We start from the raw sequence: 18,884 nt of genomic DNA on the forward strand, positions 1-18,884 counted from the left end.
GCCATGGCACGTCTCTTCTTTTAGAGGAAATTAGTGTCACATAAAATGATGAAAATACCTCTTCCCTGTTCCCCGTTCCCCGTTCCCTAAATCTACACCATGACTACTGCCACCATTCACTTAGTTGTTGGTATCGAAAAATTTACCTTAATAGTATTTTATACTGAGGACGATGAATGGCAGTTTCGAGTCCTGAGCGGTGGCGGTGCAGTGTTTGGTGAGCGCAAGCTTTATTATTCTGCCCATGCAGCTGAAAAAGCAGGAAGAGAGTGGATTGCTAAGGGAAATTGATTAAAACTGCCAATATTAACTTCCGTTGCTGATTGGCATAAAATAGCGATCGCTACTGTAGTAAGTAGGTGAACATAATTAATTAAATGTATACTTATCGCCTTAACAACAGCTATGCAAGAAATTGGCACTAAAACTCCACCATCAGTATACATTCTCGCACTTGACTTGGGTACTACAGGCAACCGCGCTTTCGTGTTTAATGCCCTTGGCAAAATAGTTGGGCAAGCATACAAAGAACTAAGACAGTATTATCCCCAGCCTGGATGGGTAGAACATGACGCCTGCCAAATTTGGCAGGATACTTGCTGGGTAATGCAAACTGCAATTGAAAATGCTCAAATTACTCTCAGTGAAATAGCCGCAATTGGACTAACTGTACAGCGAGAAACTTGTTTAATTTGGGATAAAACCACTGGGCAACCACTGCATCGGGCAATTGTTTGGCAAGATCGCCGCACTGCTTTTCTGTGTCAACAATTGCAGCAACAAGGATATGCTGAGGAGATTTATGATCGCACTGGCTTAGTTATTGATGCTTATTTTTCTGCTACAAAACTCAGATGGCTGCTAGATAATACAACAGGTGTTGACCTCAACAATGTCTTGGCAGGTACAGTTGATACTTGGATACTGTGGAAACTTACAGGTGAGAGAGTTCATGCTACCGATCATAGTAACGCCAGCCGCACAATGTTGATGAATCTGGGTACCTGTAAATGGGATGAAACGCTTCTAGACTTACTTAAAATTCCCGCTCATATCCTACCCCAAATTCAACCCAGTTTAGGAAAATTTGGTGTTACCGATGCGACTGTAGTAGGTGCAGAAATTCCCATCACTGCCATCTTAGGCGATCAACAGGCAGCTTTATTTGGTCATAGTTGCGATCGCCCCGGTTTGATGAAATGCACCTATGGCACAGGTAGCTTTTTGGTAGCTCACACTGGCTCAAATATAGTCCGTTCTCAACATCAACTCATTTCCACAGTGGCATGGACGCAAGTTAAAAAAAGTAATAATTTAGACGTAGGTTATGCTTTAGAAGGTAGTATGTTTACTAGTGGAGCGTGCATCCAATGGTTGCGGGATGGCATCAAAATAATTAAAAATGCTGCCGAAACAGAAGCGATCGCCAATCAAGTTGCCGACAATGGCGGTGTATATTTTGTACCTGCATTTAGTGGACTAGGCGCACCCCATTGGGATATGACTGCCAGGGGAGCATTTTTGGGAATTACCGCAGCAGTGCAACCCCAGCATTTAGTCAGAGCTGTCTTAGAAGCGATCGCCTACCAAGTTAAAGAAGTAGTGCAAGCAATAGATGCATCTTCTCGGACTCCAATGCAAAGATTAATCGTGGATGGTGGTGCGTGTGACAACAATTTTCTAATGCAGTTTCAAGCAGACGTATTGGGTATTCCTGTAGAACGTCCAGTGATGCGCGATATAACTGTACAGGGTATAGCATTTGCAGCAGGATTAGCGGTTGGATTTTGGCATAGTTATGAGGAACTAGTGCAACAACGGCAAATTGATCGTGTCTTTGAACCTGGTGTAGGTAGAGAATATGCAATAGCTAACTTTACCACCTGGCAAAAAGCGGTAGAACGGGCTAAACATTGGACAGAATAAATGTGGGGATAGGCGATCGCGCTCATTTTACCCAGCAGATAAATAACCTTAGGGCTTTATCACTGAGGCTAAAAACTTGAAATTATATTTCCCTTTCTTTGCATCTTTGCGATTCAATAATTATTTTTGAACCACGAAGGCGCGAAGAACACTAAGGAAAGGATAAGCTGAAAATAGCAAATTATGCAGCACCATCAATTCTATGGCTGAATTCCAACTCCAGCGAAATCTGCCAAGTAGCGACGAACTGCCCTGTTCTGACGATACACCTGTGGATAACGAAGACCAGAATTTTTTACCTAATTTTTTATTGTTCCTTTTAGATTTTATCTGGGCAAATCGTCAAGATTGGTATTTTGGCGTAGATATGGGAATTTACCATACAACTGGAGTTAGCCCATTAGTACCAGTGGTTCCTGACGGATTTTTGAGCTTGGGAGTCGAACGCCGCAAAGCAGGGAAATCGCGCTTAAGTTATGTAGTTTGGGAAGAAAATAATATTCCTCCTATCTTCGTGCTGGAAATAGTTTCCCGCACACCTGGTAACGAATACGATCTCAAAACAAACATCTACGCCAATTTGGGAGTTCTCTACTACGTCATCTACAATCCCGATTACTGGCGACGAGATGGACATTTACCTTTTGAGGTGTATCGTTTAGTTAATGGTTCTTATCAATTGCAGATTGGAGAACCTTTGTGGATGCCAGAAATTGGCTTAGGAATTGGGCGGTACCGCCGCTTCATTGGTGGAGTGGAGCGCGAGTTACTTTACTGGTGCGATCGCCAAGGAAATCGTTATCTCGCAGCAGATGAAGCAGAAGAACAAGCACGTCAACGCGCTGAACGCCTGGCAGCACGTTTGCGCGAGTTAGGAGAAGATCCGCAAGAGTAAGGGCGGTGATATCTTCTTCTTGCCAAACATCGTTCAGATATCGCACCACAATTTACATCAGCGTGAGAAGAATGCCTGATTAAGCTGAGGAGAAAATTTTTTCTGATGCGATTTTATCTCCCCAAAACAACAACACCCAAGCTCTTAGTAGCTTAAATATTTCCTCTCATTTGTGATTCTATCTAGGCTTGCTGATTAATGATTAATAACCAGCCTTATTGCCTCTTGATACTACTAATATGAGGAAATATAAGCGTTTGTCTTGGGTGTTGCTGTTATTTGACAAGACAGATGCTCCAACAGCGTTTTTACCTCTTAACTAAATTGAACCATTGAACCTTTGGAATCGAGGCTGTTTTATCTGCCAAGGAAGCTTATTAGCTTCTACTCTTAGATTATCACTAATAATCATGTACGGTGTTTTTTGAAACCAAACTTTACTTTTGTTCTACTTGTTTAATAACAATATCAACACTTCTTAATACTCTTTATATCAAAATTCTCTTCAATTGTAGGGTGCGTTACGCGCTCCTTTAACGCACCACCAGATTGCGGTGCTTTACGGCTAGTTCATACTTTCTTAAATTCTCAAATCCTTTTGTAGTCGTAACACACCCTACTGTTCACGTTCTTAAATATTTCTTCCTTGCTTTTTTGAATATTGTCTGTATGTGTAATTTTGCCAGACGCATTCTTGTCAAATTCTTGATATTAGAAGAAAAACGAGCTTTGTGGTCAAAGAAAGCATTTAGCTCATCCAAAATTACTTGTAAACGCTTAGTAATATTTTCAGTGCGATATTCTGCAAAAAAATCTGGATACAACTCTGGTAGATTTACAGATGTTAGCGCCTTCAGAATTCTTTGAACATCGTACTCTTTTGAATATCCAGCAATTTTATAGCAATTAAATCCCGGATCTAAATAATCAGACAACCCACCATTGACACTAGAAAAAACCTGACAGCCACAAGCAAGAGCTTCCATTGGTTGCAATCCAAATCCTTCGCTTACACCTTGTTGCGCCCAGTATTCAGCAGAGTCATATAAGTAAATCTTAGTGCGATTGAATAACCCAACTAAATCTTCTACATAGGAATCAACAACAAATACTCGACACTGCTGCTGCAAAGCTGGAATTAATTCCTGCATTAAATATTCAGAAGATTTTCTCGCTTGGACTAAAACATCAATATCTCTTTCCAAATTTAAATTTTGGAACTCCTCAGTTATCTGATTAGGTAAATAATAAATTAGAGAGTTGGGAGAGTGTTGTCCCCAATATCCCATTGTATTTCTACTCACAGTGATAATTGGAATACTTGCAGGAAGATTAAATCCATAGCCCGTACTGTGAGCATGGTAGACAACATTGTATTGCTTGAGTTTGGCAGCTAGTCTAGCTACATCAAATCCCCAGCTAATCACAAAAATGACATCATTTAAATTTTGTTCTTGAAGTATGTCATTAAGGAAAAGCTTGCCTTTCTCTCGTTGACGGTAAGTTACAACCTCAGCACTACAAATTTTTTTAGCAAGATTTAATGTTTTTAATTCTGCCCAAAGTCCTCCACAAGCAAACTTGCCATCTGTCCCAGGAAGTAAAAAGTACAATTTTCTCATTATGCAATTTTCCTAAATGCAATGGTATAAGGGACTGGGTACTGGTTATTAGTACTGGGAAGAAGAGGACACAGGGGGACAAGGAGTTGAGGGAGTTGAGGGAGGTGAGGAAGTAATAAAAGTAAATTCTTCCCCATCTTCCCTATCTCCCTCATCTGTTCCTCTTTCACTTCGCCACTCCCTAGCCCCTATTTCCTATTCCCGCCAACGCACTTTCACGAAATTGGCTTCACGTCCCCATACATCTCGTGTAGGTGTTATATTTTCCACTTCCACATTAAAGGGAATGGCTGTTGTTAAATAACGCTGTGCTAAAGTACCGATATCAGGAGCTAATTCTGCCGCAGTTGTGGCTGCTAACCCCAATCCAATGAGTTGTTCAATCGGCCCTCGTGGTAACAATAGATGTGTACCTACAGCAAATCCAGCTGTTAGCAACATTGCCACTGATAAATTTGTACCACAACGAGGATGTACTGCTAAATGCCATTCTCCATTGGTAAGGCGATTGAGGGCAAGGTTGACTGCACGTCGTAAATCGCTAATATTTACCTGACCATAAAGATAAAATCCTTGCTCTGTAGATAAACCGCTCAATAGTTCGTTATCTAACTGAAAATTGCTAGGGCTTCTTTGATTAAAATGGGTTACTTTTGATTCACTTAAAACCCATACAGTAGCATGTTCTAAAGCATGAACCTGCCGCAGCATGAGAATTTCTTTCAAACCTGGAATAAAGGATAGCAGCCTAAGTAAGTCGGCATCTAATGTAGGTTGAGGTGCTGTAAAATCAAAATTAAATAAATCAAAGGTAAAGCCGCCAGTTTCGGCAGAAGCAGAAGTATTCATAGGAAAACTGCTCCTAACGCTGATGGAGCAACATGGTTTTTTTCAAATGTACCTTCTCAACGTGGAGATTGTTGCTAATTTTTGTTGACTAGCCTAAAAATAGGGGTTAGGAAGAGGACAAGGGGCAGGGGAGACAAGGTGACAAGGGGAGAAGACGTGACTCACGATCCTTCTTTCTTGTCCCCATCCTCTTTACTCTGTGTCCCCGCGTTCTCTTCCCAATCCCCAGTACCCTGTTGCGCTTGATTTTGAGAGGTTCACACTGAACACGAGGCGTGAGGAGGGGAACTAAAGCCAACCTATCAAAATTAGCTTCACAGCATACTAGTAATTTGTTGATTCTCCATTTTGATTGGGCAGAGAACAGCAGTTGACATCATCTAAGCAAACTTTACCCCAATGTAATGCCCAACGAACAAGAGCCACTCGATTATCTGTCCCCGTTTTGGTAAGAATGTTGCTGATATGATTATCAACTGTACGTTTGCTAATTTCAAGTTTACCTGCAATCTCTTGGTTAGTTAAGCCAGCGGCCACCAAGTCAATTATTTGCAGTTCTCTGTCTGACAGACTAACAGGGGTCTGAGACTCGCCACCAGCCATGCGTTATTTTCTCCTCCTTGGTATATGTACTTAATGCTCTCTCTCATTCTAGAAGATTCTTTAGCTGGTAGGCATTTCCAGTATAATTAAAAGTACTATATGTTAATAATTTACTGTTTGACTTAAGATTGGCAGTAAGATACAATCGCACTCCAATGACTCTTTTGAGTTTTGTGTAGAATTCAGAGAAAATTATACTACTCTAAAAAGCATCAGGCGCAAGCATTTAGAGCTATTTTAATTAGCAAAAAATGCGATTGAAATGTATGAATGACTGCCGAAAAAAATAGAAAGTATTGTAGATTTTATACTGGACAATTCCTCTTCCAACATCAAAAATCAAAAATGAGATGAGTAATCCCCGTGTTTTGTGCCTGGGTGAAGTTTTGTTTGATTGTTTGGCTGATCAATTGGGACGATCGCTCTCAGAAGTCGAGTCTTGGACTCCCTACCCAGGGGGAGCACCAGCTAATGTAGCCTGTGGTTTGGTAAAGCTGGGGATACCAGCAGGATTTATCGGATGTGTGGGTGAAGATGAGCCTGGTAATGAGCTAGTTGAGCTATTGCAAAAAGTAGGTGTAGATACAACTGGTGTACAACGTCATCCCACAGCACCAACACGGCAGGTTTATGTTGTGCGCTCTTTAGAAGGCGATCGCACCTTTGCTGGATTTGGACATTATAGCACCACAGAATTTGCTGATACCCGTCTACAAGCAGATCAACTACCAATCCAGCTATTTGAAGCAGCAGATTTTTTAGTTTTAGGGACTCTGGAATTAGCCTACCCAGAAAGCGGCCGAGCAGTTAAGCGTGCCTTACAATTGGCAGAAGAGTACAACCTCAAAGTTTTGTTAGATGTCAATTGGCGTCCTGTGTTTTGGACTGATCCTGAGATAGCACCACAAAAAATTCGGGAATTATTCCCAAAAGTCGATTTTCTCAAACTCTCACTAGAGGAAGCCGAATGGCTATTTGACACCAGTAAGCCAAGAGAAATTCTTAGCCGCCTCAATTCGGTTGAGGGTGTAGTAGTAACGAATGGGGAAAAGGGCTGTACCTACTCTTTTGAAGAACACGACGGTGAGTTACCAGCCTTTGATGTTTCTGTTGTTGATACCACTGGAGCAGGAGATAGCTTTGTCGTCGGCTTTATCCATCAGTTGTTAACTCACGGTATTAAAAGCTTGAGCGATCCACAAACGGCCAAACAAGTAATCACCTATGCTAGTGCTGTGGGGGCGCTGACGACAATGACACCGGGAGCGATCGCTTCTCAACCAACGGCAGCGGAAGTGGAAGCTTTTCTGTTGAATGTGGGTGTGAAGAGGTAGCCCTGTGAAGCTTGATTATGGGTTTGTGCGTCGGTTTATCCAGTGTACTCCCTCAATTGCAGACGTGATCCGAAGCGGCACCCAGTAAACGCGCACTTCCCCAGTGGTGGAATTTGTCGCCTTCAGGAACTGCATGGGCTGAACATTAACTCGCTGCCTGATCATACGTAACAAACTGTATTCTTCCCAAGAGTCAATTTCAACTGTGTTGACTTTTTCCAATAGGCGTACCCACTCACTATCATCCATTGGCTTGCGCGTGCGCTCCAGTTTAATTCGTCCGTGATCTGCGTATAGGCTATACCCATCTGCAAATGCGATCGCGGGTGCATTTTCGGCGTGAAGGTGATTGTCGCTATCAATACTTATTTTGGTTGGATGGTTGGAGATAATCGCGATATTCTCAAAAAAGAAAGTCCAGCCGCAATTCCTGACAAATTCTTCTAAAATCGCTACTTTGTCTTGAAATTGATGGTAGTTTAAAATGTGGACACAAAAGTCAAAATAACTACACCCTGCAATTAAACTTTCGGGCTTCCGGCACGAGGAGAATATATCTTTAATCGTGTTGCGAGCGTGCTTGCCAAGGTGCTGGGAAAAAATATCTTGCCACTGGCACTCTAACTGACGTTTTAGTAAAGAGGCATACTCATTTGCAAGATGGTTTTCAAACAACGAATTCAAATTGGTTTGTAGAGCAATGGGTAGTCGTGCAAGCAACTGCGATTGCAAATTACTGTAGATTCTACTCCAATCCGAGTTTATGATGGCATCGCCCAGCATTGTATAAGAACCGAGTTGGAGTAAATTCCAGATATACTCGAACGCGGCGTTAGGGCTATCAACGATAACTATTTCGGGTTCGCTGAGTTCGAGAACAGTATATATTGCTCGAACCGCATCGGTGGCGTTTTGTTGGCTCAATTGCTCGGTAGATAAGCCGAGATGTTGCCATTTTTCTCGATAACGGGATATCAATGCGTGTTGTTCTGGTGTCAGGCGATCGGCAAACATAGCAATGATGCGATACAGTAGCTATTTTGTATTAAACCAGACTGTAGGGCTTGCTCTGTATTAACAAAGCGCGATCGCTCTTCTATGTCCTTTGTCAGGAGGAAATTATGATTAACCCTGTTTATCAAACAGTCATTGTAGGTGGAGGCTTTACCGGATTATTTACTGCTTTGCACTTGGCTCACACATACTATCCTCGCTCCATCATTTTGATTGATAAAAATGAACGCTTTTGCTTTAAACCATTACTCTACGAATATTTTAGTGGTCAGATGGAGTCCTTTCAGGTAGTACCTCGTTTTTCAAACTTACTCAAAGGTAGCGGTATTATCTTTGTTCAAGATACGGTGCAATCAATTGATCTGCAAAACCAACAAGTCAAATTAGCTTCCAAAAACACCTATCAATACAGCAACCTAGTTTTAGCTTTGGGCAGTGTCACAAGCTATCTTGGTGTTGAGGGTGCCAAAGAGAATGCTCTGCCTTTTTGGACACAACAAGATGCGATCGCCATCGAACGCCATTTGCGCGACTGCTTACAACGTGCCGTTAAAATTGCAGATCCACAACAACGCCAACAACTACTCACAGTTGCAGTAGTTGGTGGTGGGCCTTCTGGTGTAGAAATGGTGGCTACCTTAGCAGATTTTTTACCACATTGGTATAGTGCTTTAGGAGGAAATTCTCAAGAAATTCGCGTTGTACTGCTCAATCACAGTCAGGAAATCCTTAATGGCGATTTAAATAATCCACTGCGCTCAATTGCCGAGTCAGAGTTACAACAACGTGCCGTACCAATAGAAATGTTAATGGAAGCGGAAGTTACCTCTGTTCGCCCTAACGCTGTTGAATATAAACGTGATGAGCGCATTGAGACATTGCCAACAGCGACTACAATTTGGACAGCTGGCACTGCTACCCATCCATTAATTAAAGACTTGGCAATTCCCCAAGCACACCGAGACAAACGCAACCGCATTCAAGTCACCAAAACTCTACAACTACCAGATTTCCCAGAAGTTTTTGTCGGCGGTGATTGTGCTGCTGTGGAGGATATGACTTTGCCGCCTACCGCGCAGGTAGCTTATCAACAGGGAGCTACTATTGCCCATAATTTGAAAGCGATCACCATAGGAGAAGAACTCAAACCTGTTAAAGTTAATATTCGTGGAACTCTTCTCAAGCTTGGGTTAGAGGATGCTGCCGCTAACCTCTTCAACACTTTTGAACTTATGGGTAAACCTGCTCATCTGATCCGTCAAGCTACATATTTAACACTATTGCCAACTCCAATTCATAACTTCAAAGCTACTAAGGAGTGGCTGAATGAAGAGATTTTTCAACAGCACTTCGGTAACCAAAATGTAGGGAAGAAAGTGGCGCAGGCTGTAGAGTTGGTGAGTGCAGGAGTCGTGGGTGTTCTTGTGGCGAGAAAATTACTCAAAATGTTGGGAGATGACGAACAAAATTAGCAAACCTGATTTTGCATCTTTAGCTATTGCTGCTTACAGATTGTTTTTGTGTATCTGCTTGCCACTTCACCCATAATAAAAAGGGAATTGCCATGAACTGGCTAAAAACGGAAAAGACAACCAGTACAGTCATCGACCAGTCATATAATACTCCCATTAAAGTGCTACCCAAAAACCACGCCAAGCCATAACCTGCACTGAAGGTACCATAGGCAGAAGCGCGTTTATCTTTCGAGACTAAACCTGCGATCGTTGCTTTCAAAATCGATTCTTGCGCGCCCATGCCCACACCCCACAAAACCATTCCTGCTAATGCCAAGTTAGTACTACTAGAAAAAGCCAAAGGCGCAAACAAGCAAGAAAAAACGACTGCAAGCATGAGAATCGAAATTCCAATGCGATCAAATAGCTTTCCAAATATTAATGCCGCTACAGCATCTACCCCCATAGCTAAGGCATAAAATAGAGGAATTGTTAGCCCAGAGGCAATCTGTTGCTTTTGAAAGTGATAGGCGATGAGGGGAAAATCGGCATAGCCTGCTGCCACAAGAGCCACAGCACCAAGATAAATCCAAAAAACCTGCGGCAATCCTTTTTCTGCGTCTGCCACTGTTTCTACTTCAAAATCTTGGGGATTGGGGTAAAGCTTTTGTAACACCAACAACACAAGCAATCCTAGAATAGCTGGCACAATCAGAATCACAAAGCCATTCTGATAACCTCCCCACCAGTAAATTACAGCTGCCACTGCCAAAGGGCCAAGCACTGCACCTGTTTGATCCATTGCCTCATGCAACCCAAAGCCAAAGCCCCTACCCATTTGACTCACACCATGCGAAAGCAAGGCATCACGGGGTGGAGTACGAACTGCTTTGCCTGTACGTTCCGCAATCATCAAACCAGCAGCAACCTCCCATCTTCCTGCTAAAGCTAAAAATGGCACTACTGCTGTGTTTAAAAAATAACCTAAAGTTGTAATTCCCCAATATTTACGTGTTTGGTCACTTAGATAACCAATAACTAAGCGAAAACCATAACCAATCAATTCTCCAAATCCTTCTATTAGACCAACTAATGTCCCATTCGCTCCCAATACTTCTAAATAAGCACCTGTTATGCTACGCGCCCCTTCATATGTCGCATCAGCACAAAGACTGACAAATCCTAGTAAAATAACAAACTTTAAAGCAGCAGTTTCCTGTGGCATTCCCTGTTGTTTTTCTAAGTCACTCTTTAGATTGAAGCATTGGGTAATATTAAAAAACTGCTTGCATAAAACATCAAAAATTGAGCATTAGTTATCTGTATTGTCGGTAATACCGTTTCTTTGTGGAGCTGCACCAAATTCTAACTTTTTTGAACGCAAAGGTACACGGAGGTTAGCGCATTAGGCGATTCGCCTTCCCGCAGGGTAGGTACGCAGAGGTTTTCTAAAGATAATTCCCTATCTCCCAAAATAATTAGGCGCATCTTCATGGAGAATTGATATAACTATTTTGTAGATTGCTCCATTAACATCAAACGCAAAGGATCTAATCGAACGTGCCACGGCAACGGCTGATCTTTGAGTGTTGCCCATTTCTCCTTAAACACTTCTGCTTGCAGATGGTAATCATGGGAACTTGTGGGAGAAGAATGCAATTTCAAAAATAGCGTCATCCGGTGTGGTGTTTCGCTAGTTCGTACCAACCAACAGGGAAAGGTATTCTCTTGGTTAGGTTCATTGGTGAAGTTAATTTGATGAGCGCGGATACCGACGTGAGAGAAAGAGTTGGGAATCGATTCAATTACTCGTAAAGTGCAATTCCAATCAATAGCTTCTACTTGGCGATCGCCTTTGAAGATTGCGGGAGAGAAGTTTTTACAACCTGTTAATTTAGCAACGTTAACGGTAGTGGGATGCTCAAAAATCTCGTATTTGGAGCCAGATTGAACTGCTCTGCCGTGTTCCATCACCAGAAGATTTGGACAAACTCGGTAGGCTTCTTCCATATTATGCGTTACAAACAAAGTTACACCTTGGTAATCTGCTAACGTTGCCATCATTTGTTGTTCTAATTGGCTACGTAAATGAGTATCGAGAGCAGAAAACGGTTCATCCAAAAGTAAAGCTTCTGGTTGAGAAGCCAAAGCTCTTGCTAGGGCAACTCGTTGTTGCTGCCCACCAGACAGTTGATGCGGATAGCGATCGCCTAATCCTTCTAACCGCATTTGCACTAATTGCGCTTCTACTCGTTGCTTAATGGCTACTTGAGATAATCCTTGCGGTAAACCAAAAGCAATATTCTGCGCCACACTCATGTGGGGAAACAAAGCATAATTCTGAAATAAAAAACCGACACGGCGATCGCAGCTAGGAATATTAATACCCTTTTGAGAATCAAACAAAACCCTGTCATTCAAGACAATGGAGCCTCTAGTTGGTGTTTCTATCCCAGCAATACAGCGCAAAATCATACTCTTACCAGCACCAGAACCTCCCAACAATCCCAAAGGTTGCTCATCGGTACTGAAGGAAACTTTTAAATCAAAATCACTAAGTATTTTCTCGATATCTACGCTCAGTTCAGTTGCAGAGAATCGTGCAGGTAAGGCAGAAACCTCACTTTCTTTTCCCTTTGTTATCCTGTCTCCTGTTCTACTTGTTTCTCTTGGCTCCTGCCAGAAGTTGACAGCAATAATTCCCGACAGAGAAATAACCATAATCGCGATCGCCCAGAACCAAGCTTCATTCATTGCTCCTGCTTCCACGGCAAAATAAATTGCCATCGGAATCGTCTGAGTTTGTCCGGGGATATTACCTGCTAGCATCAGTGTCGCACCAAATTCACCTAAAGCACGAGCAAAAGCCAGAGTTGTTCCGGCTAAAATTCCAGGCAGTGCCAAAGGTAACCCGATTCGCCAAAAGATAGTTGCTTCGCTTGCACCTAGAGTTCTAGCTACCCGTAAAAGATTCTGATCGATTTGTGTAAACGCTCCCAAGGAAGTTTTATACATTAAAGGAAAGGCAACCACTGTTGCAGCGATCGCTGCACCATACCAAGTGAAAACAATGGTAAAGTCAAAAGGCTCCAGTAATTTTCCGATTGGGCCATTCTTACCAAAACAGACCAGCAATATAAAGCCCACAACTGTCGGGGGTAAAATCAGAGGAGCAATAAAGATACTTTCAATCAGTGATTTCGCCTTACCCCGATACCCCAACATCCAATAGGCAGCCGCAATGCCAAGGAAAAAGGTAATAAAGGTAGCAAGCAAAGAAGTTTTAAGCGATATCCAAAGAGGAGATAAATCTTGTGGCATGGTTTTAGAAGACAGCAGGAGACAGAAAACTACCCAGCCAGCGAAAATCCTTGCTTTTCAAACACGGTTTTAGCTAGATTGCTAGATAAAAATTCCTCAACTTTTTTGGCAGCCTGGACATGAATTGAGCTACCTACCAACTAATTTATAAAAAAGTTGGTAGGTAAAAAGGTAAAAATAAAGACAGTTTTGCAAAACAGCCAAAAAATTTATTAGCTGTCATCAACTGTTTTAATCACCAAAGTGTAAATTTTGACTTCTTACCACTTCTATCTGTTGATTAAGGCAAGACAAACCCATATTTTTTCAGTACACCCTTTGCTTGGTCGCTTGATAAAAACTTAACAAAATCCTGAGCTACTTGAGTATTTTTACTTCTTTTTAAAACTGCTACCGGATAGATAATCGGAGAATGGTACCTTTCGTCAGCAGTTGCTACAACTTTTATCTTGTCGGAAATTTTGGCATCAGTGATATAAACTAAGCCCGCATCAGCATTACCGCTTTCTACTGCTGCTAAAACTTGACGCACATTGTTAGCATAGACAAACTTAGGTTTAATTTGTTCGTAGATACCTAATTTTTGCAGAACCTGTTCAGCATATTGTCCAGCAGGTACACTTCTTGGTTCGCCAATGGCAATTTTTTTAATCTTAGAGTCTTTGAGATTGTTAAAGCTGCTAACACCTGTAACATTACTCGGCACAATCAGAACCAAGCGGTTTTTTGCTAAGATATTGCGAGTATTATCAAGTAACTGTCCTGATTGCTCTAAGGTATCCATCTGCTTATTTGCCGCAGAGATGAAAACATCTACAGGCGCTCCCTGTTGAATCTGTTGCAATAAAGCACCGGAAGCTCCAAAGTTATACTTGATATTGATATTGGGTTTACTTTGTTGGTAAATTGGCTTGATTTCTTCCATCACATCTTTCAAGCTAGCAGCAGCAGACACAAGCAATTCGCGATTGGACTGGGCTACTACAGAAGGAATTATAAACGGCAAGCTAACTGTTAAAATCAAGCTAGTAAATGCTATGCCAATCAAGGCAAACAGTTGTCTTCTTTTCATCGAAAAACTACTCGTGCAGAAAATTTATAGAATTAGAGATTGGTAGTATCGTACCAAGACAACCAACAAATTACCAATTAATTTGGTAAAATCTATGCCAAGAAAAGAACAAGGATGGATTACATTTCAAACATCAGAAGAAGAGCGCAGAATTTTAGAGGAATTCTGTCAACAGTCGCAGCGCACTAAAACAGAAATTCTCAGAGAGTTAGTTCGTAATCTCAGTCAACGCTCCTCGCCATCACCGCAGTCAATACCAACCAAGTGCAAGGATTACAAAGATACTGATACCCCTGAGATCACAAATAATACTCAAAAAAGGCCTCTCAAAGTTAGTTCTCGCAATCTTCTTAAAGGTGTAGTAACAAAAGTTGTGAAGGGAGAAGTGAGCAGTCAGGTAACCATTAAGGTTATCCACGAAGTTGAATTAACTTCGATTATTACTACAATTTCAGTAGAGGAGTTGGAGCTATACGAGGGAACAGAAGCTTATGCAGTGATTAAGTCTAATGATATTGCTATTGCCAAGGACTAGTGCCAGGAGTGGTGTTATTTTTTGTGTTTCAAAGCTTTACTTTGTCAAGAAGTTTTGAAATTTTGACTTTACATCACTTATAGCAATTCCCATAGATAAGAAAACAAAATTCAATATATCAATTTTGACTTGATTAAATCTTAAAGAGCTAAAGCAATAATTAATTTTTCGGTATCTGTCAAGTCGCCAATCAGCTTCTTGAAAGGTGGCGGAAATTCCTTTATGAGTGTAGGAATTGCAAAAATTTGGTCTTCTTCTAGACGTTCAGGTTGTTGATAAATATCAATTACCTCTAGTTCATAGCGCCCGTGCAGACGCTCTTCGCAAAGTTTTTGAATATTTTCAAGAGCACTTAAAGACTTCTGATTATAGTTAGCTATATACAATCGCAAGACGTACTTTTCTAATTTGTGATTAGAAAGCAAATCCATTGCATCTTCTGAGTCATCTAAGAAGTCGTTTGAGTTGTCCTTCTCCCCTCTGGAATGATCCATGAATATCCTTATTAAATTAGTTTTTATATCCAAAACTTAAAACGATATCTATTTTTTGACCTCTATCCTGAGAAGGTGAATTGAAATTTACAGTAGAATAGAAGCTTATTACTCGTTTTACTTTTAGGTTGATATAAATAGGCAACAACAGAAGCAGGAAACAGATTTGAGCAAGACGAGTATAGCATCAGCACCTTGCAGGTTCTGATTTGGAAAACACAGCAAAACACCAAGCAATCACGATTAAATCATGAATAAATTTGCCGCCTATATTAGTAAAAGACAGCACTAATTAAAAATCTACTATTGTGCGATCGCAAAGCGTGCCGTATTAGTCTACTTGTTTCAGTTCATACCTGTAGTTTCACTCATACGGATTTTTATTGTTTTAGGTGACTTAGATTACACTACCGCAATGTTCATTAGCAGGAACTGCTTCCATCATCTTTTTCGGATTGGGTAAGTTTAAAGTGGACATTAATTCAATAAAATTTTCACGGCTACGTCCCAAAAATCGAGGATTCCAATGCTTTTCTTCTCCAATTGTGGATACTGTGTGACCACGATAATCATGCCCTGGATACACCAGGGTGTCATCTGGCAAAGGAAATAAACGCTGTGTCACTGAGTCATATAGAGTTCCTGCATTGCCACTTTGAAAATCTGTACGACCACAACCTCTGATAAACAATGCATCTCCAGTAAGTACTCGGTTATTATTGACCAGATAGGCATAGTGGCTATCGGTATGACCTGGGGTAGCAATAGCTTTAATAGATATTTTTCCTAACTGTAATATTTCTCCATCCTTAACGTAGCCATTAGCACAGACTACATGAGAATTATCTGGTACTATACTTAAACAATTGGTAGCAGATCGTAATTTATCACTTCCTGTAATATGGTCTGCATGAACGTGAGTTTCTAAACAGCAACGGAGAGTGATTCCTAATTCTTGGAGTAATTTGAGGTCGCGTTCCACCTGTTCTAGCACAGGATCTACAATTATAGCCTCTTTGGTGTTGGTATCAGCAATCAAGTAAGTGTAAGTGTTAGATTCTGCATCAAATAACTGCCGAAATAACATATCTACCATACTCCTATTTACTTTCTTCCTGCTCCAAAATAATTTTGGTGAGGCTTCTTATCCAACCCAACTAGTATCAATTTGAACATTAAAATCTAAGATTTATTTTTCTGTATATATATCTATATAGTAATATATTTATATTTTAATATATTTAATCAGTTTATTGCTTAGAGAAAAGAATACGAAGCTGAAACTTGAAATGTGGACTTTTAAGGAAGCCAATAATGAGAATTTGTGTGCAACGCTTTTCCACCCACTCCGATTCATGGAAGCAAGTGCAGCAGTTCTAGTAGACAGCATTTATATGAGATGACCATAAATATTTGCAACACAATCTTACAGAAGACTAAAAATCAAAGACTTTTTCTAACACTCATTCTCCTGGCAAGAATGTGAAAAAAGTAATTGAAAAAGGTAGAGCCAGCTTCATGTAAGGGTTTGAAATATTTATAGTCCGGTTCCTGAACACCCTAATCCTTTGGCTCAAACTAAATTAGTAGACTTTCCCTTTGAAAAAGCAGATAGAAAGTGTTAATCTAGCCACAGTCAAATTACGTGTAAAATTTGATTCAGTAATAAACAAAGGAGGTGAACGCTATCAAAGTAGTATATTTGTGTAGCAAAAATGTCAGTTGAACACTGAATATAGTGGTACCGATTTTCAAGGGACTTGGCGGTCAGAGAAACGGAACTTTTGATTGCTGATAGTTTGCAACTCAAACCCTATGGACAATAGGTTATCACATAGGGACAAGGAAAATGTATGCCTTTTCTTAAAGAAACAGTAAAGTAAAAAAGGCATCATTACCAAAACTTTATCTACTTAATACTGAGTTGCACATCCTTTGAAAAAACTTAAGAAAGATGTTAACTTAGCCACAGCAAACCCAGAAGAACACACGTAGTACGCAAGCATTGAGGAGGTGGTGACTATTGAAGTCTGATATTGCAGATAGTCAAAATGTTAGGTGAGCCGCTTGTATATCAGCATTGGTTTTGAAAAGACTTGGCGGTCGGAAAAACCAAATTGTTGACAACTAAAAGTCTCACGACTCAACCCCTATTAGGCAATATCGTAGCACATAGGGGCGGGGGAAGTATATGCCTTTTTTTTAAAGAAACAGTAAAGAAGGCATCTGGCTCTACAGTTTCTCCCAACTCAATATCAAGTTGCAATTAAAGGTAGTAATTAGGACAGCACACGAAGAATATACCGTGCCTCCTTTTGCGTATAGCCTTCACGACTATGGGAATTTTTTCATCAGGTAGATTTTTGCACAAGTCAGTTCAAGAGTGAAGCAAAGGGTTGACCTTTAATTTTTTCTCATCACTTGTAAAAGTTACTTTTGCAAGAGATTTACTGTAGTGCAAAACTTTGTATTCCTATAAATATCTAGTTGAAGTTAATTAAGAACTACTATCAACGCAACTTTGTATTGACTCGAAAGCGGAACGAAAAAAGCACGTTAGAGCTGTTCATTAACCGCAAATATTTTAGGGAGAAATCTCACGGCTGGGTGCCTTATATGGAGGATAACTGTCGTGAATATTTCCAGATTTCAGTCCAAAGCTGCTTTGTTTTGCTTTCAAGTAGTACAGATTGCATCACTTTTATCCCTGACAATGATTGGGAATGGTGAGGCTCTTGCACAAGGACGCTTCAAAGTTGTAGGAAACAAGATTTTAGATCCCTCAAACAACGAATTTGTTGCAAAAGGAGTAAATATAAACGGCCCTAATGCCGTATGGCCACACGACATGTCACGAGATGTTGATAAGATAGGAAATTCCTGTTGGAATTTCAACTTAGTGAGAGTTAACAGCTGGCTGTTCTCGGCGGGAGTACGTCAGTATACAAGCAATAATGATATTGACAAGATTGTGCGGACATTTACAAGCCGCAAGATTGTAGTCATGTTTGAGGCACACGACAGAACTGGAGGCTTCTACGAAGGAAGCGATCTGACAAAACTGGTAGATTGGTATAGAACTCTCGCGAAGAAATACAGAAATAATCCTTATGTGTGGTTCGATGTGATGAACGAGCCAGGAACGCATAAATATGATGCGACAGCTCGCAACAAATGGCTCGCTGTACACCAGGCAGTAATCAAAGCAATTCGCGATGATGCGCAAGCGGATAACCTGATTATTGTTGAGGGAACAGCTTGGGGGCAAGACGCTGGTAATTGGAATTCATCTTCCGTGCCGACAGGAAATAGTGCGATTCTCAGTGACTATGCAAGTATCCTCAATTTTGGTGGTAAGAGTTACAAAAACATAGTCTTTAGTATCCATGTCTATGACCAGTGGACTTTTGGGGATGCTAGGTTTGCAGACTATGTGGATCGTGTCTTAGCTCTCAACATACCGCTTTTAGTAGGTGAGTTCGGCGTTAAAAACGGAAATATGGACGTTACCCCTGCAATGTATTCCATGTACAACGTTGTAAAACCTCGAAAAGTAGGACGCGTGGTTTGGCACTGGTATCATGGAGGTGCAAACAACACACTTACAAACCATCTAACAACAGCGCCAAATGGATCGACAGGGGCAGCTATTGACAGCTGTACCGATCCTTCTAATCTTACAAATCTTGGCAGGGAAGTTTGGAATGACAATCATAGTCAGGATTAAGCTTAGTTGATAAACAACTCTGAGCTTACTAGGTGACA

General features: G+C 40.9%; 16 protein-coding genes. 7 read left to right on the plus strand and 9 right to left on the minus strand.

Annotated elements, in window-relative coordinates; genetic code table 11:
* Window positions 1-99 precede the first annotated feature (99 nt).
* From QUB80_RS24465 to QUB80_RS24475, 3 genes are all read left to right on the plus strand, one after another.
* Entirely contained in the window at window positions 100-291 is a 192-nt protein-coding gene (locus QUB80_RS24465; protein ID WP_289792078.1) for a hypothetical protein, read from the plus strand.
* 114 nt (window positions 292-405) lie between these two features.
* Window positions 406-1,926, plus strand: a complete 1,521-nt coding sequence (glpK, locus tag QUB80_RS24470) for a glycerol kinase GlpK (protein ID WP_289792079.1) — start codon at window positions 406-408, stop codon at window positions 1,924-1,926.
* Between the two features lie 202 nt (window positions 1,927-2,128).
* The gene (locus QUB80_RS24475) at window positions 2,129-2,821 is read left to right on the plus strand and encodes a Uma2 family endonuclease (RefSeq protein WP_289792080.1); all 693 of its coding nucleotides are present in this window, start codon (window positions 2,129-2,131) and stop codon (window positions 2,819-2,821) included.
* 623 nt (window positions 2,822-3,444) lie between these two features.
* On the opposite strand, the gene QUB80_RS24480 is transcribed toward QUB80_RS24475, so the two are convergent.
* The 3 genes from QUB80_RS24480 to pedR all read right to left on the minus strand — a co-directional run bounded on the left by QUB80_RS24480 (window position 3,445) and on the right by pedR (window position 5,895).
* Entirely contained in the window at window positions 3,445-4,443 is a 999-nt protein-coding gene (locus tag QUB80_RS24480; RefSeq protein WP_289792081.1) for a glycosyltransferase, read from the minus strand.
* A gap of 195 nt (window positions 4,444-4,638) precedes the next feature.
* The gene (locus QUB80_RS24485; RefSeq protein WP_289792082.1) at window positions 4,639-5,292 is read right to left on the minus strand and encodes a DUF6391 domain-containing protein; all 654 of its coding nucleotides are present in this window, start codon (window positions 5,290-5,292) and stop codon (window positions 4,639-4,641) included.
* Between the two features lie 324 nt (window positions 5,293-5,616).
* Window positions 5,617-5,895 (minus strand): photosynthetic electron transport-dependent transcriptional regulator PedR, encoded by a 279-nt coding sequence (gene pedR / locus QUB80_RS24490; protein WP_016873275.1) that lies wholly within the window; start codon window positions 5,893-5,895, stop codon window positions 5,617-5,619.
* A gap of 350 nt (window positions 5,896-6,245) precedes the next feature.
* Here pedR and QUB80_RS24495 point away from each other — a divergent pair, with 350 nt between their 5' ends.
* Window positions 6,246-7,229 carry a carbohydrate kinase family protein gene (locus QUB80_RS24495; protein WP_289792083.1) on the plus strand — a complete coding sequence of 328 codons (984 nt, stop codon included), beginning with the start codon at window positions 6,246-6,248 and terminating at the stop codon, window positions 7,227-7,229.
* A gap of 15 nt (window positions 7,230-7,244) precedes the next feature.
* On the opposite strand, the gene QUB80_RS24500 is transcribed toward QUB80_RS24495, so the two are convergent.
* Window positions 7,245-8,243, minus strand: coding sequence for a DUF6745 domain-containing protein (locus tag QUB80_RS24500; RefSeq protein WP_289792084.1), 999 nt, complete (start codon window positions 8,241-8,243; stop codon window positions 7,245-7,247).
* Between the two features lie 107 nt (window positions 8,244-8,350).
* On the opposite strand from QUB80_RS24500, the gene QUB80_RS24505 reads away from it, so the two are divergent.
* Window positions 8,351-9,715, plus strand: coding sequence for an NAD(P)/FAD-dependent oxidoreductase (locus QUB80_RS24505; RefSeq protein ID WP_289792085.1), 1,365 nt, complete (start codon window positions 8,351-8,353; stop codon window positions 9,713-9,715).
* A 19-nt stretch (window positions 9,716-9,734) separates the two neighbouring features.
* Here the strand turns inward: QUB80_RS24505 and QUB80_RS24510 are convergent, their stop codons facing one another.
* From QUB80_RS24510 to modA, 3 genes are all read right to left on the minus strand, one after another.
* Window positions 9,735-10,922: an MFS transporter gene (locus QUB80_RS24510; RefSeq protein WP_289792086.1), complete on the minus strand. Its 1,188-nt coding sequence runs from the start codon at window positions 10,920-10,922 to the stop codon at window positions 9,735-9,737.
* A gap of 284 nt (window positions 10,923-11,206) precedes the next feature.
* The gene (gene modB, locus QUB80_RS24515) at window positions 11,207-13,018 is read right to left on the minus strand and encodes a molybdate ABC transporter permease subunit (protein ID WP_289792087.1); all 1,812 of its coding nucleotides are present in this window, start codon (window positions 13,016-13,018) and stop codon (window positions 11,207-11,209) included.
* A gap of 280 nt (window positions 13,019-13,298) precedes the next feature.
* Window positions 13,299-14,090 (minus strand): molybdate ABC transporter substrate-binding protein, encoded by a 792-nt coding sequence (gene modA, locus QUB80_RS24520; protein ID WP_289792088.1) that lies wholly within the window; start codon window positions 14,088-14,090, stop codon window positions 13,299-13,301.
* A 94-nt stretch (window positions 14,091-14,184) separates the two neighbouring features.
* Between modA and QUB80_RS24525 the strand changes: the two genes are divergently transcribed.
* Window positions 14,185-14,625: a TOBE domain-containing protein gene (locus QUB80_RS24525; protein WP_289792089.1), complete on the plus strand. Its 441-nt coding sequence runs from the start codon at window positions 14,185-14,187 to the stop codon at window positions 14,623-14,625.
* Window positions 14,626-14,765: 140 nt separating this feature from the next.
* Here the strand turns inward: QUB80_RS24525 and QUB80_RS24530 are convergent, their stop codons facing one another.
* Together QUB80_RS24530 and QUB80_RS24535 are read right to left on the minus strand one after the other, a co-directional pair.
* Window positions 14,766-15,119, minus strand: a complete 354-nt coding sequence (locus QUB80_RS24530) for a circadian clock KaiB family protein (protein WP_289792090.1) — start codon at window positions 15,117-15,119, stop codon at window positions 14,766-14,768.
* Between the two features lie 397 nt (window positions 15,120-15,516).
* Window positions 15,517-16,206 carry an MBL fold metallo-hydrolase gene (locus QUB80_RS24535; protein WP_289792133.1) on the minus strand — a complete coding sequence of 230 codons (690 nt, stop codon included), beginning with the start codon at window positions 16,204-16,206 and terminating at the stop codon, window positions 15,517-15,519.
* 1,626 nt (window positions 16,207-17,832) lie between these two features.
* Between QUB80_RS24535 and QUB80_RS24540 the strand changes: the two genes are divergently transcribed.
* Window positions 17,833-18,846 carry a cellulase family glycosylhydrolase gene (locus QUB80_RS24540; RefSeq protein ID WP_289792134.1) on the plus strand — a complete coding sequence of 338 codons (1,014 nt, stop codon included), beginning with the start codon at window positions 17,833-17,835 and terminating at the stop codon, window positions 18,844-18,846.
* The last annotated feature ends 38 nt before the right edge of the window (window positions 18,847-18,884 follow it).

It is taken from the genome of Chlorogloeopsis sp. ULAP01 (genome assembly GCF_030381805.1).
Taxonomy (GTDB): Bacteria; Cyanobacteriota; Cyanobacteriia; order Cyanobacteriales; family Nostocaceae; genus Chlorogloeopsis.

Excerpts from the sequence above, each read along its gene's own strand:
- QUB80_RS24480 (WP_289792081.1), bottom strand. The coding sequence starts at position 4,443 with ATGAGAAAATTGTACTTTTTACTTCCTGGGACAGATGGCAAGTTTGCT.
- QUB80_RS24505 (WP_289792085.1), top strand. The coding sequence starts at position 8,351 with ATGATTAACCCTGTTTATCAAACAGTCATTGTAGGTGGAGGCTTTACC.
- QUB80_RS24510 (WP_289792086.1), bottom strand. The coding sequence starts at position 10,922 with ATGCCACAGGAAACTGCTGCTTTAAAGTTTGTTATTTTACTAGGATTT.
- QUB80_RS24525 (WP_289792089.1), top strand. The coding sequence starts at position 14,185 with ATGCCAAGAAAAGAACAAGGATGGATTACATTTCAAACATCAGAAGAA.
- modA (WP_289792088.1), bottom strand. The coding sequence starts at position 14,090 with ATGAAAAGAAGACAACTGTTTGCCTTGATTGGCATAGCATTTACTAGC.
- pedR (WP_016873275.1), bottom strand. The coding sequence starts at position 5,895 with ATGGCTGGTGGCGAGTCTCAGACCCCTGTTAGTCTGTCAGACAGAGAA.
- QUB80_RS24530 (WP_289792090.1), bottom strand. The coding sequence starts at position 15,119 with ATGGATCATTCCAGAGGGGAGAAGGACAACTCAAACGACTTCTTAGAT.
- QUB80_RS24475 (WP_289792080.1), top strand. The coding sequence starts at position 2,129 with ATGGCTGAATTCCAACTCCAGCGAAATCTGCCAAGTAGCGACGAACTG.
- QUB80_RS24495 (WP_289792083.1), top strand. The coding sequence starts at position 6,246 with ATGAGTAATCCCCGTGTTTTGTGCCTGGGTGAAGTTTTGTTTGATTGT.
- QUB80_RS24540 (WP_289792134.1), top strand. The coding sequence starts at position 17,833 with ATGATTGGGAATGGTGAGGCTCTTGCACAAGGACGCTTCAAAGTTGTA.
- QUB80_RS24485 (WP_289792082.1), bottom strand. The coding sequence starts at position 5,292 with ATGAATACTTCTGCTTCTGCCGAAACTGGCGGCTTTACCTTTGATTTA.
- modB (WP_289792087.1), bottom strand. The coding sequence starts at position 13,018 with ATGCCACAAGATTTATCTCCTCTTTGGATATCGCTTAAAACTTCTTTG.
- QUB80_RS24500 (WP_289792084.1), bottom strand. The coding sequence starts at position 8,243 with ATGTTTGCCGATCGCCTGACACCAGAACAACACGCATTGATATCCCGT.
- glpK (WP_289792079.1), top strand. The coding sequence starts at position 406 with ATGCAAGAAATTGGCACTAAAACTCCACCATCAGTATACATTCTCGCA.
- QUB80_RS24535 (WP_289792133.1), bottom strand. The coding sequence starts at position 16,206 with ATGTTATTTCGGCAGTTATTTGATGCAGAATCTAACACTTACACTTAC.
- QUB80_RS24465 (WP_289792078.1), top strand. The coding sequence starts at position 100 with ATGACTACTGCCACCATTCACTTAGTTGTTGGTATCGAAAAATTTACC.